Source organism: Halomonas dongshanensis, from assembly GCF_024790395.1.
GTDB lineage: Bacteria > Pseudomonadota > Gammaproteobacteria > Pseudomonadales > Halomonadaceae > Vreelandella > Vreelandella dongshanensis.
This window is the reverse complement of sequence record NZ_JAJISC010000001.1, coordinates 672,504-685,525: the sequence shown is the minus strand read 5'-3', so window position 1 is coordinate 685,525 and position 13,022 is coordinate 672,504. Positions and strand designations below refer to the sequence as shown.

Genomic DNA, 13,022 nt, shown 5'->3' with positions numbered 1-13,022 from the left:
GCCATAAAAATTAAAAAACATATAAAAACAGAAACTTAAATAAATAAAAAGCGTGCCAACGCAGTTCGCGCAGCACGCTCAACAGAAGTCATTATTGTTTCGCTTTGACACATGGGCCCCGCTGGCCGTGTCAGCGGGGCGTTTGTTGACTCAATGCGAGTGGCGCGGCACCTCTGCGCCCCGACACCCCACCAGAAAATCGAAGTCACAGCCTTCATCGGCCTGCAGCACCCGCTCGATGTAGAGCTGGCGGTAGCCGCCCTGACGGGCGATCAGCGTCGATGCCGCCGTGGCGTCACACTTCGCCAGCCGCGTGGCAATTTGCTCATCACTCACGTCCAGATGCAGCCGCCCGCTCTGGCAGTCGAGCTCGATCCAGTCGCCGTTTTGTACCGCGGCCAGTGGGCCACCGGCGGCCGCTTCCGGCGCCACGTGCAGCACTACCGTGCCGTAGGCCGTCCCGCTCATGCGCGCATCCGAAATACGCACCATATCCGTCACGCCCTGCGCCAAAATCTTGGGCGGTAGGCCCATATTGCCCACCTCCGCCATGCCGTGGTACCCACGCGGGCCGCAGTGCTTCATGACCAGAATGTCGCTCGCCTCGACGTCCAGACCCGGGTCGTTGATCCGCGCCTTGTAGTCGTCGAAGTCCTCGAACACCACCGCCCGGCCGCGGTGCTGCATCAGTGCGGGCGTCGCCGCCGATGGCTTGAGCACCGCACCGTTAGGGGCAAGGTTGCCGCGCAGGATGCAGATGCCGCCGTCCGCAGTGAGCGGGTTGTCCAGCGGGCGGATCACCGCGTCGTTGTAGAGCGGTGCGTCCTGCACGTTCTCCCAGAGCGTTTTGCCGTTGACGGTGAGCGCGTCCCTGAACGGCAGCCGGTCGGCTTCGCCCAGGCGTCGGAGAACCGCAGGCAGCCCCCCAGCGTAGTAGAACTCTTCCATTAGAAAGCGTCCGGAGGGCTGCAGGTCGACCAGCGTGGGCGTGCCACGCCCGACCCGGCTCCAGTCATCGAGCGTGAGATCCACGCCGATACGTCCGGCAATGGCTTTGAGGTGAATCACCGCGTTGGTAGAACCGCCGATCGCCGCGTTGGTACGAATCGCGTTGTCGAAGGCTTCCTTCGTGAGCACCTTCGAGAGTCTGAGATCCTCATGGACCATCTCGACGATGCGGTTGCCCGAAAGATGCGCCAGCACGTAGCGGCGCGAATCCACCGCCGGAATCGCCGCGTTATGGGGCAGCGACACGCCGAGTGACTCCGCCATGCAGGCCATGGTCGAGGCGGTGCCCATGGTGTTGCAGGTGCCCGTCGAGCGCGACATGCCCGCCTCGGCGGCCATGAAGTCGTGCAGCGAGATTTCGCCGGCCTTGACCTGCTCGGAGAGCTTCCAGACCACAGTGCCGGAGCCGATGTCCCGGCCCTCGTGCTTGCCGTTGAGCATCGGCCCGCCGGTGACCACGATGGTCGGAATATCACAGCTCGCCGCACCCATCAGCAGCGCTGGGGTGGTCTTGTCGCAGCCCACCAATAGCACCACCGCATCGATCGGGTTGCCGCGAATCGCTTCTTCCACATCCATGCTCGCGAGGTTGCGAGTGAACATCGCCGTGGGGCGAAGATTGGACTCGCCGTTGGAGAAGACCGGAAACTCGACCGGGTAGCCGCCGGCCTCGAGCACGCCTTTTTTCACGTGCTCGGCGAGCTTGCGAAAGTGGGCGTTGCAAGGGGTCAGCTCCGACCAGGTGTTGCAGATACCGATGATCGGCTTGCCCTGGAATTCATGATCAGGAATGCCCTGATTCTTCATCCAGCTTCGATACATGAAGCCGTTCTTGTCGGCGGTGCCGAACCACTGAGCCGAGCGTAGGGGGGCTTTTTTTTGTTGATCGGACATGAGGGCTCTCCGGAACGGTCGTAGAAAGAAAAACGGTGTTAGGCGCGCTGTCGGCGGGTCTGCTTCCAGCGGTCGAACATGACGGCCAGCAGCAGGATCGCGCCACGTACCAGGTACTGGTAAAAGGTGGGCACGTTGAGAAGCCCCATGGCGTTCTGCACGCAGCCCATGATCAAAACCCCCACCACGACGCCGGTGATCGTCGCCACCCCGCCGGAGAGCGCGACGCCGCCCAGTACGCAGGCGGAGATGACCGCAAGCTCGAGCCCCATGGAGGTGTTGGGGTCGCCCAAGCCCATGCGCGAGGCGAGCAGCACCCCGACGACGCCTGCGACCACGCCCTGCAGACCGAAGACGATGATCTTGAGGCGTCGCACGTTGACTCCGGCCAGGGCCGCCGCCTCCGAATTACCGCCGGTGGCGAGCACGTTGCGCCCAAACGCGGTCATGTTGAGCACCACGCCAAAAATCACGAAGCAGGCCAGCATAGTCCAGACTGGTAGCGTCAGACCCAGAAACGAAGCGCTACCCAGGTCGAAAAAACCCGGCACGGTGATCATCACCGCATCACCACCGGAGGTGATGTAGGCCAGGCCGCGTACGAACTCCATGGCTGCTAGCGTGGCGATCAGCGAGTTGATGCCGAAGCGAGCGATCACCAACCCATTGAAAGCGCCCACAGCGCCACCGGCCACGATGCCACCGATCACGCCGATAAAAACGCTACCTGTACTGGAAGTGACCACCGCCGCCACCACGCCTGCGAAGGCTACGGTGGAGGCTACAGAAAGATCGACTTCTCCCAGCGCCAGTACCAGCATCATGGTGGTGGCGAGGCTGCCGATCAGGGTGATCGAGAGCAAAAGCCCGACCATGTTGCGCCCGGTGAGGAAGTCCGGAATGAACACTGCCAGCGCTACGAACAGCAACAGAAAGATGGCGATCAGTCCCGAGGTATCCAGCAGCGTGCGCAGCGGCTTGATCAAACCCTGGCGGCCGGCGGGGCGCGCCGGCGCCCTGACGTCTTCTTGATAAGGGGTGGCCTTGTTCGTTGTCATCGTCAAACCCTTTGAAAGAATCGGTTCAGGCCGGCAGCGCCAGCCCCAGCAGGCGCTCCGGTGTCGCCTCAGCGCGCTCCACCACCTCGACCAGCGCGCCATCGCGCATCACCGCGATGCGGTCGCAAATCGAGCTCACCTCGGCCAGGTCGCTCGAGATCACCACCACGCTCTTGCCTTGCTCGGCGAGGTCGTAGAGCAGGCCGTAGATGTCACGCCGCGCGCCCACGTCGATGCCCCGGGTCGGCTCATCCATGACGAACAGGTCGATCTTTTCAGAGAGCCAGCGAGCGAGAATCACCTTCTGCTGGTTGCCGCCGGAGAGCTTGCCGATCGGCGCGCGATAGCTCGGCGTCTTGACACTGAGCTTCTGGATGTAGTCCTGGGCGTTGCGTCGCTCGCGCCCGGGGTGGCGAAATACGCCAAGCCGCTTGAAAAAGCGCCGACAGCTGATGTTCAGATTGTCCGCCACGCTCGCCACGGGAAAGATGCCTTGGGACTTGCGATCCTCCGGGCACATGGCGATGCCGGCGCGAATCGCCTCCCCCGGGCTCTTGAAGCGCCGGGTCACGCCGTTGAAGGTGACGCTGCCCGCCTTCGGCGCCTCGACTCCGCACACCAAGCGAAGCAGCTCGCTGCGCCCGGCGCCGACCAGCCCGAATAGGCCAAACACTTCGCCCTTTTTCACCGCGAAGCTGACCGGCGTGCTGACACCGCGCCCCTCGATTGCGTCCACCCGCAGCGCGATCTCGCCAGTCTCGCGAGGGCGATAGCCGTAGACGTCGTCGATGTCCCGGCCGACCATCTCACTAACCAGTTGGTCGTGAGTGAGCGTTGCCATCTGCTCGTGGGTGCGAATATGGCAGCCATCACGAAAGATGGTCACCGCATCGCACATCTCGAACACCTCCTCCATGCGGTGGGTCACGTAGAGCACCACGCGCCCTTCGTCCCGCAACCTTTGGACGATGCGTTTGAGCTGGCGCGTCTCCTGCACCGACAGGCTGCTGGTGGGCTCGTCGAAGGCGATCACTCGGGCATCGCGCAGAAGCGCCCGGCCGATCTCGATCATCTGCTGCTGGCCGATGGAGAGCTCGCGCACTTTGGTCGAGGGGTGGATCGCCCCTTCGCCCAGATCCTGAAGGATTGCAAGCGCCCGCTCCTTCAATCGGCGACGATCCACGAACCCGCTGCGCGTGGGTAGCTGGCCCAGCAGCAGGTTCTCCGCCACCGACATGTTCGGCGACAGGGTCAGCTCCTGGTAGATGATCGCCACCCCTTCGCGCAGCGCCTCGCGGGCGTTGGTGAAGACGTGGCGCTGACCGTCGATCCAGAGCGCTCCTTCGGTGGTGCGGTTAACGCCGCTGAGTACCTTGAGCAGCGTCGACTTACCGGCGCCGTTCTCGCCCATCAGCGCGTGGACCTGCCCGGCGTGGGCGGCGAAGCTCACCTTGTCGAGCGCCCGCACGCCGGGGAACACCACGCTGATCTCCTCGAAACGAAGAAACGGCTGGGTCATGTCGTTCTCCTCTTCGTCGGCCGGTTTCAAAGGCCCAGCTCCTCGCGCACGTCCTGCCAGTTGTCACGGGTCATCAGAGTGCCAGTGGTCTCGGTATTGGCCGGCGGCTGCTCATCCTCGGCGATCCAGCGGTAGAGATCCTCGGCGGTCTGGCGGCCGTGCATGGTGGAACTTACCGCCACGGTGCCGTGAAAGCCGGTCGGGTTGTTGCGAGAGAACTCGGCAAAAGCGGCGCCGGAGCCATTGATGCCTACGCCGATCACGTTCTCGGGCGCCAGCCCATACTGCTCGGTGGCGCGCACGCCGCCCAGCACGCTCTCCTCGTTCAAGGCGTAGATCACCCAGTGCTCGAAACCGCCGCGCTGGGAGAGCACCGGCGAGGCGGCGGAAAACGCCCCACTGGTATCGGTACTCTGCTGGGGCGCATCGAAGATATTCGCCTCGGGAAAGCCCGCATCAATCAGCGCCTGGGTGGCGCCATCGGTGCGCTCTACCGCCGTGGGCAGTTCGTTGTTGGTGATGCGCAGCGCGGCGACCTCGTCCATATCCCAACCGCGGGCCTGCATCTCGGCAGCGATCGCCTCACCCACCTGCATGCCGATTTTGGTGCCCGACATCCCCAGATGCGGCACGCCCTCCATCGGCTCACCGCTGGAGGTCACGAACTGATCGTCCACGGTGATCACCTTCATGCCGTATTGTTCGGCGCGGTTCATGATCGCCGGCCCCAGGCGCACATCCGGCGGGCAGATGACGAAGCCTTGCGCTCCCTGGGAGTAAAGGTTGTCGATGGCGCTGAGCACCTCCTGACCATCTTCACCGCCGAGACGCACCACCTGAAAGCCCAGCTCCTCGCCGGCGGCGGTAGCGGCCTGCTGCTCATTGATGAACCAGGCCTGCTCGGGCTTCTTGACGATAAAACCGATTTTTACGTTCTCGTCGCTTTGCGCCTGAGCGGCGAACGGAGCCATCATGATGGCGCTGCAAAGTGCAAGGCGAGCGAGTGAATGGGTCAAGCGCATGGTGAAGCTCCTTCCAATCGTTTGTTGTTGTGAGTCTTACGTTCTGGATCACGCCGACGCGGCGTTCGGGTTTGGTCAGCTATCGTTCTCTTCACGGGTAGAAAAACGCAGCACGGTGCGCGAATGATAGCGCTCGCCGGGCTCTAGAATCGTGCTGGGGAAGCTCTCTTGATTGGGTGAGTCGGGGAAGTGCTGAGTTTCCAGCGCGAACCCCGAGCGCCGCTGATAGACCTCGCCGCGCTTGCCAGTCAGTTCGCCGCCGAGAAAATTGCCCGAGTAGAACTGGATACCCGGCTCGGTGGTTTCGATCTCCAGCACCCGGCCGGTGGTCGGCTCCCACACCCGCGCGGCCAGTGTCAGCGCACCGTCGCCGGCCTTCTCGCGATCGAGCACGAAGTTATGGTCGTACCCTTGGCCGAAGGTCAACTGCTCGTTGTCCTGATCGATACGCTCACCGATAGCCGTTGGCCGCGTGAAGTCAAAAGGCGTCCCGGCTACCTCACGCCGTTCACCTGTAGGGATCAGGCTGTCATCGACCGGGGTGAAGGTGTCGGCATTGAGCATGAGCTGGTGGGCCTCGATGCTCGCGTGGCCCTCGCCGACCAGGTTGAAGTAGCTGTGCTGGGTCAGATTGACCGGCGTGGCCTTGTCGGTTTCGGCCACGTAGTCGATGACCAACTCGTCCTGGTCGGTCAGGGTGTAGGTCACTTCGACATCGAGTTCGCCAGGGTAGCCCTCTTCGCCGTCGGCGCTGGTGTAACGCAGCACCACCCCCGGGCCGCGAGCGTTATCAACGGGCTCGGCCTGCCAAAGCTTTTGATCGAAGCCTTGCTCGCCGCCATGCAGGTGGTTATCGCCATCGTTGGTGGCAAGCGTAAAAGTCTCGCCCTCCAGCGAAAAACGGCCGCCCGCGATACGGTTGCCGTAGCGCCCGATGAGCGCGCCGAAGTAGGGATTCACCTGTCGGTAGGTATCGGAGAGGTAGCCATCGAGCGTATCGAACCCGAGCACGATATCGTCGAATTGCCCTTGGCTATCCGGCACTTCGAGCGAGACGATGGTGCCACCGTAGTTGATCACCTCGAGCTCGAGGCCGTTGACGTTAGTGAGACGATAGCGATCCACCTCTCGGCCATCGGGCAGTTGCCCGAAAATACTCTGTTCGATGCCGGGAGTGCGATTGGGTTGATTCATTGGCGATGTCTCTTGCTGCGCGTGGGCCGTACTCACTCCCAGCAGCGACCCACCCATCGCAGAGAGCAGTACCGGGACGAATGAACCCCGTAGAACGTTCGGTATGAACATGCCCGCTCCTTGAAGGATTGTTGTTATCAGGGCGAAATCACCATTTTCAGGTCAGCCTCTACACTAGGTAATTCTCCCATAACCGACCAATACAGAAATCCGCTAAAAGTGATATACGTATGGATATTGCAATCAGAGGAAGGCTTGTTTCATGGGCAAATTGGCAGAGGAGTGGTTTCTCGACGCTCGACTAAAGTTGCGTCATTTTCAGCTTTTCATCGCGCTGGACGAGCAGCGTAACCTGCACCGCGCGGCGCGCCAGCTCGGCATCAGCCAACCCGCGGCGTCCAAGCTTCTGGGCGATCTCGAGGCGGGGTTGGGGGTGCGCCTTTTCGAGCGCCAGCCACGTGGGCTGACGCCCAATTGGTATGGTGAAGTAATGATTCGCCAAGCGCACAGCGTGCTCTCGGCGCTGCGCCATACGGGGGAGGAACTTTCGGCGCTGCACGACGGCCATCAGGGGACCGTGGCTGTCGGCACGGTCATGGCACCGGCGGTGACGCTTCTGACCAGCGCCATCGAGCGCGTGCATCGCGACCGCCCGGCGCTCAAGATCAGCGTCGATGTGGACGTGAGCAAGGCGCTGGTGCCGCGCCTTTTGGAGGGCGAACTCGATTTCGCCATCACCCGCATTCCAGCGGGCAGCGATATCGAGCACTTCGTCTTCGAGGAGATCGGCGAGGAGCAGCTCTGTTTCATCTGCCGTGAAGGGCACCCGCTGGCACACGACGCGACCCCTACCCTTACCGATATGGCCACCTTTCCCTGGGCGCTACAACCTCCTGGCGCCTTGATGCGCCAGCGGGTCGACAGCCTGTTTCTGCATCACCAAATTGCGCCGCCGCGCCAAGTGGTCGATACCGCCGACCTGCTGGTCTCGCTGGCGCTGGTGTCGAAATCAGACACCCTGACGGTCATCACCCGGGAAACCGCGGACCTGCTCTGTGCGCCGCATCGCTTTCGTCGATTGACGTTCGACGAAACGCTGAGCGTGCAGCCTTATGGCCTGGTCAGCCTTCGTCATCGCCGGCTGTCGCCGGGGGCGGCGGTACTGATGAGCGAGCTGCGATCACTGGTCGCCCGGGACAAGCGCTGATGGCTCTTCTGGCGCGCCCAATACGCCCGCCCGTTAGCACTCACGTACTTTCGCCGGGTTGCAAAGTGAAGCCAACATCGTGACGCTTGCGGTGAACGTGCTGGCCGGCGAGTCGGCGAATCAGCGCCTGCCCCGCCAAGCGGCCCATGGTTTCGCGGGGCGAGACGATCGTCGTGAGACGGGGCGTGATGTGCTGGCCAAACGCCAACCCGTTGAACCCGGCGATGGCGATATCCTCGGGAACCCGTAGCCCCTGGCGGTTTGCCGCCAGCAGCGCCCCGGCGCCGAGATCGTCGTTGGCAAAATGGATCGCCTGCGCCGCTGGGTACTCTCTCGACACCCGGGCCAGACCCAGCGCGCCGGCCTCGAGGCTTCCCAGGGTCTCCAACTCCACAAGCGGCGCCTCGAGGCCGGCGCACTCGAGAACCTCCCGGTGCCCCTGGTAGCGCATGAACGCTCGATAGTCGTCGCCGAGCCGCGCACCGACATAAACGATGCGCCGGTAGCCCCGCTCGAGGAGATGACGCGCCATGCAGCGACCCGCCGCCACATGGTCCAGACCAACGTTGAGGTCGAGACTCGGCCCAAGCTCCATAATCTCCATGATCGGATGGCTGGCGTTCGTCAGCAGCGTATGGCTCGCCTCGCTATGGCGCAGCCCCGCCATGACCAGCGCCGAGCAGGACCACCCCATGAACGTGCGCACCAGCTGATACTCGCGATCCAGGTCGTAGTCGGTGTTGCCGAGCAGCAGCTGGTAGCCTTCGCCTTCCAGGGTTTCCTGCAGCCCCTTGATGACTTCGACGAAAACACTGTTGCTCAAGGAAGGCACGATCACGGCGACCAGCGAAGAGCGTGAGGAAGCGAGGCTGCCGGCGACCCGATTGGGCACGTATCCCAAACGCTCGACACTATCCAGCACGCTTTGACGCGTCCGGTCGCTGACCTTGTCGGGGTGATTCAGCGCTCGCGACACCGTCATCGGCGACACCCCTGCGGCTTTGGCTACCTGTCCAAGCGTCACCTGATCGGAGCGACGGCGCGGCTTGATCGTATCGAAAGCGGCTTTAGACATTAGTCACACATCCTGATCGTTGGGCTTGTCGCTGGGCGAAGGGTCATCTAGAACGTAATGGTAGCGCTATCATTGGCGTTTTTCCCGAGCGATCCGTCGAATCGGTCATAACAACAAGACAGAGGTAACGCCTGGTGAGCACGCAACGACCACGCCCGGCCCGCGTCGGCGTCATTGGACTTGGCGCCATGGGGCTGGGGATCGCCGAAACCCTGCACCAAAGCGGCTTCGATGTGACCGGCTGCGACATCAACGCCTCGGCGCGTACGGCGTTCGTCGCCCTGGGCGGCGCCAGCGTCGAGAGCCCCGCCGAGTTGCATGATTGCGAGATCGTATTGACGGTGGTCATCAACGGTCATCAGGTCGAACAGGTGTTATTTGGTGAACAGGGGCTGGCCTCCACGCTGGCCCGGGGCAGCCTGATCCTTCAATGCGCCACGATCGCTCCAAGCCAAGCCAAAGCGCTGCACGCGCGCCTGACGTCGCACGGGCTGGGAATGCTCGATGCTCCCATCAGCGGCGGCGCAGCCAGGGCGAAAAGCGGCGAGCTTTCAGTCATGGCCTCCGGCGCGCCCGAGACTTTCGCCCAGGCGCAGTCCGTGCTCGATGCCATGGCCGCCCACGTCTATCGCCTGGGAGACGCTCCCGGTGTCGGTTCGAGCATGAAGCTCGTCAATCAACTGCTGGCGGGGGTTCATATCGCCAGCGCCGCCGAAGCCGTAGCGCTTGGGATTCGAATGGGACTCGCTCCCGAGGTCGTCTTCGAGGTAATCACTCACTCGGCGGGCAATTCCTGGATGTTCGAGAATCGCGTTCCGCATATTCTCAGCGGCGACTACACGCCGCTGTCGGCCGTGGATATCTTCGTCAAGGATCTCGATCTCGTACACCAGACCGGGCGCGAGCTCTCGATGGCGACCCCGGTGGCCGCGAGCGCGCTACAGCAGTTCATGGCGGCAAGCGGGGCGGGGTTCGGCCGAGAGGACGATGCGGCGGTCATCAAGGTTTATCAAAAGCTCTCCGGTATTACCCTGCCAAGCGCCGCCAACGATGACACGGTTCAGGTCAGCCCCAGGAAATGACATGAAAGGTAGCACGGCACCATGATTCGATTAGCCGCCAACCTCACCATGATGTTCAACGAACATGCGTTCATGGACCGGTTTTCGGCCGCAGCCGAGGCCGGGTTCAAGGGTGTCGAGTACCTGTTTCCCTACGCCTATAGCGCACGGGAACTACGCGACGCCCTCGAGCAGACGCAGCTGACGCAAGTGCTGTTCAACCTGCCGCCGGGGGATTGGGAAGCGGGTGAGCGAGGGCTTGCCAGCCTCCCCGGTCGCGAGGCCGAGTTTCGCGACTCGGTCATCCAGGCCCTGCAATACGCCGAAGCGCTGGACTGCCCACAAATCCACGCCATGGCGGGCGTACTGCCCGACCAGGCCAATGCGTCGACTCGCGCCGAGCATGAAGCCACGTACCTGCGCAATCTGCGCTATGCCGCCAGGGAAGCAGCCAAACTGGACCGGACACTTCTGATCGAGCCCATTAACCGCCGCGACATGCCGAACTATTTTCTGTCGCGACAGGCGCAGGCCATGGAGGTACTCAGGCAGGTCGAGGCGCCCAACCTCAAGCTTCAGTTCGATCTCTATCACTGCCAAGTCATGGAAGGCGACCTGATCCGCCATCTGGAGAAGCAGTTCGACGCCATTGGCCATGTGCAGGTAGCCGGCGCGCCTGAACGCCACGAACCCGATGTCGGCGAAATTCACTATCCGGCCTTGTTCGAAAGGCTCGAGGCGCTGGGCTATGACGGCTGGATCGGCTGCGAGTACCGGCCCGCCGGAAAGACGCGCGACGGGCTTGGCTGGGGGCGCGATTACGGACTGGTGCCGTGACCCGACGCGGGTCGAGTGAAGATGAATCGTCTTGAAAACCAACAACCACAATACGACGAGGAAACGCCCAACATGCATATTCTGATCACGGGAGCCGCCGGTTTTCTCGGCCAGCGTCTTCTCCATCAACTGCTCCAGCGCCAAACGCTTTGCGATCAGCCCATTACGCACATGACGCTGGTCGACCAGAGCCAAGCCGAGGCGCCCGAAACGCCGGGCATTTCGCTCGAGAGCCACGCCATCGATATCAGCGCCCCGAACGCGTTCGATACTCTCCTGGAACAGCGCCCTGACGTCATCTTTCATCTGGCGGCGGTGGTCAGCGCCGCCGCCGAGGCCGACCTGGACCTGGGCATGGCGGTCAACTTCGACGCCACGCGCGCCTTGCTGGAGGGGTGTCGAGCCCACCAACTGAGCGAAACCCGCCTGGTCATGGCGAGCTCCGTGGCCGTGTACGGCGGAGAACTGCCGGAGGTGCTGGATGATATGACCGCGCTGCAGCCGCAAACCTCCTACGGTACGCAGAAAGCGATGTGTGAGCTGCTCATCAACGACTACAGCCGCCGCGAATTGATCGACGGCCGCGTGTTGCGCCTGCCGACCATCGTGGTGCGCCCGGGGCGGCCTAACGCGGCGGCGTCGAGCTTCGCCTCCAGCATTCTGCGCGAACCCTTGAACCAGCAGGAAGCGATCTGCCCGGTCCCCCGCGACCAGGCGATGTTCGTGATGTCGCCGGCCCGCGTGATCGACGCGCTGATGCACGGAGCAGAGCTTTCATCCGAGGCGCTGGGCGCGTTTCGCGCGCTCATCCTTCCGGGCATTACCACCGATGTGACCGAGATGCTGGAAGCATTGAGTGAAACGGCGGGGCCCGAGGCCGTGGCACGAGTTCGCCACGAACCCGACCCGCGCATCGCGTCGCTAGTGGCGAGCTGGCCCGCGCGCTTCACCCCGCGCAAGGCCGAGAGGCTCGGCTTTATCGGCGATCAAAGCTTCCGGGAGATCCTCGACGCCCATTTGTCAGAAAGCGAACCCGGCGGGAGCGCCGAGCGCCCATCGCGGTAACAACGAAAGCCTCGTAACAACGACAATAAAGGAGCATCACCATGACCTCTCGTTTCGCTAAATCGACCCTTGCCACCGCCATCGGCGCGGCGACCACGCTGGCGCTGGCCGGTCTATCCTTGCAGGCCCAGGCGGCCACGGAAGTCAGCGTAGGCTACGCCATTTCCAGCGACTCTCACTATGGCGCCGGCTCCCGGGCGTTCAAGGAGACGCTCGAGCGTCTATCCGACGGCGAATTTACCGTGACCGACCACCCCAGCGGCTCGCTGGGCGGCGAACGGGCCATGATCGAAGGGCTGCAGATCGGCACCGTCGACGTGGTCATCACCTCGACCGGGCCGCTGGGCAACTTCGTACCGGAAACCTACGTGCTCGATCTGCCGTTTCTGTTCACCAGCTACGATCAGGCCCGCTGCGTACTCGACGGCGAAATCGGCCAGGAGCTGCTCGACAAGATGGGCGAGCATGATCTGGTCGGGCTTGCCTGGGCGGAGAACGGCTTTCGCCATATCACCAATAGCCGCCGTGCCATCGAATCCCCCGAGGACGTGCGCGGGCTGAAGATCCGCACCATGGAAAACCGCATTCATCAGCAGGCCTTCGAAGACCTCGGCGCAAGCCCAACGCCGATGGCGATGCCGGAACTCTTCACCGCCCTTCAGCAGGGCACCGTGGACGGTCAGGAAAACCCGCTCACGGTGATCGTGGCGGCCAACCTTTATGAAGTGCAGGATCAGCTGTCGTTGACCGGCCACGTCTACTCCCCCGCCATCGTGCTCGGCTCGCCGGTGCTGATCGATGGACTGAGCGATGAACAGCGCGTCTGGTTCGATGAAGCGGCTCGGGCGGCGGCCGAGGCAACCCGGGCCGAGGTATCGCGTCTGGAAGAGGAAGGGGTCGCTTTCTTGCAGGAACAGGGTATGACGGTGACCGATAACGTCGACCCCGCTCCGTTCCAGAGCGCCATTGAAGAGGTGAACGCCGAGTTCGTCGAGCAGTACGGCGACGACATGCTGGAGCGTATTCGCAACAGCGACTGCTGAGCCTGAGCGTGGCGCTTCGGCGCCACGTTTTTACTTATC

At 63.0% G+C, this 13,022-nt stretch carries 11 protein-coding genes; 5 read left to right on the top strand and 6 right to left on the bottom strand.

The features are described from left to right. Positions 1-150: 150 nt before the first annotated feature. From LLY24_RS03150 to LLY24_RS03130, 5 genes are all read right to left on the bottom strand, one after another. Complete coding sequence (locus LLY24_RS03150; protein WP_259034802.1) at positions 151-1,902, bottom strand: IlvD/Edd family dehydratase; 1,752 nt, start codon at positions 1,900-1,902, stop codon at positions 151-153. A 38-nt stretch (positions 1,903-1,940) separates the two neighbouring features. Further along, a complete protein-coding gene (araH, locus tag LLY24_RS03145; RefSeq protein WP_259034801.1) occupies positions 1,941-2,960 on the bottom strand; it encodes an L-arabinose ABC transporter permease AraH in 1,020 nt (339 codons plus the stop codon). Positions 2,961-2,985: 25 nt separating this feature from the next. Beyond that, complete coding sequence (gene araG, locus LLY24_RS03140; RefSeq protein WP_259034901.1) at positions 2,986-4,479, bottom strand: L-arabinose ABC transporter ATP-binding protein AraG; 1,494 nt, start codon at positions 4,477-4,479, stop codon at positions 2,986-2,988. Between the two features lie 26 nt (positions 4,480-4,505). Further along, complete coding sequence (locus LLY24_RS03135; RefSeq protein WP_259034800.1) at positions 4,506-5,501, bottom strand: arabinose ABC transporter substrate-binding protein; 996 nt, start codon at positions 5,499-5,501, stop codon at positions 4,506-4,508. Between the two features lie 75 nt (positions 5,502-5,576). Further along, on the bottom strand, positions 5,577-6,806 hold the full coding sequence (locus tag LLY24_RS03130) for an aldose epimerase family protein (protein WP_259034799.1): 1,230 nt from the start codon (positions 6,804-6,806) through the stop codon (positions 5,577-5,579). 151 nt (positions 6,807-6,957) lie between these two features. Between LLY24_RS03130 and LLY24_RS03125 the strand changes: the two genes are divergently transcribed. Beyond that, the gene (locus LLY24_RS03125) at positions 6,958-7,902 is read left to right on the top strand and encodes a LysR substrate-binding domain-containing protein (RefSeq protein WP_259034798.1); all 945 of its coding nucleotides are present in this window, start codon (positions 6,958-6,960) and stop codon (positions 7,900-7,902) included. Positions 7,903-7,942: 40 nt separating this feature from the next. Here the strand turns inward: LLY24_RS03125 and LLY24_RS03120 are convergent, their stop codons facing one another. Next, a complete protein-coding gene (locus LLY24_RS03120; protein ID WP_259034797.1) occupies positions 7,943-8,977 on the bottom strand; it encodes a LacI family DNA-binding transcriptional regulator in 1,035 nt (344 codons plus the stop codon). Positions 8,978-9,111: 134 nt separating this feature from the next. Here LLY24_RS03120 and ltnD point away from each other — a divergent pair, with 134 nt between their 5' ends. The 4 genes from ltnD to LLY24_RS03100 all read left to right on the top strand — a co-directional run bounded on the left by ltnD (position 9,112) and on the right by LLY24_RS03100 (position 12,983). Next, positions 9,112-10,059 carry an L-threonate dehydrogenase gene (gene ltnD, locus LLY24_RS03115; protein WP_259034796.1) on the top strand — a complete coding sequence of 316 codons (948 nt, stop codon included), beginning with the start codon at positions 9,112-9,114 and terminating at the stop codon, positions 10,057-10,059. Positions 10,060-10,080: 21 nt separating this feature from the next. Continuing rightward, positions 10,081-10,875 carry a 2-oxo-tetronate isomerase gene (otnI, locus tag LLY24_RS03110; RefSeq protein ID WP_259034795.1) on the top strand — a complete coding sequence of 265 codons (795 nt, stop codon included), beginning with the start codon at positions 10,081-10,083 and terminating at the stop codon, positions 10,873-10,875. Positions 10,876-10,947: 72 nt separating this feature from the next. Next, positions 10,948-11,940, top strand: coding sequence for a D-erythronate dehydrogenase (gene denD / locus LLY24_RS03105; RefSeq protein WP_259034794.1), 993 nt, complete (start codon positions 10,948-10,950; stop codon positions 11,938-11,940). A 41-nt stretch (positions 11,941-11,981) separates the two neighbouring features. Further along, positions 11,982-12,983, top strand: a complete 1,002-nt coding sequence (locus tag LLY24_RS03100; protein WP_259034793.1) for a TRAP transporter substrate-binding protein — start codon at positions 11,982-11,984, stop codon at positions 12,981-12,983. Positions 12,984-13,022: the final 39 nt, after the last annotated feature.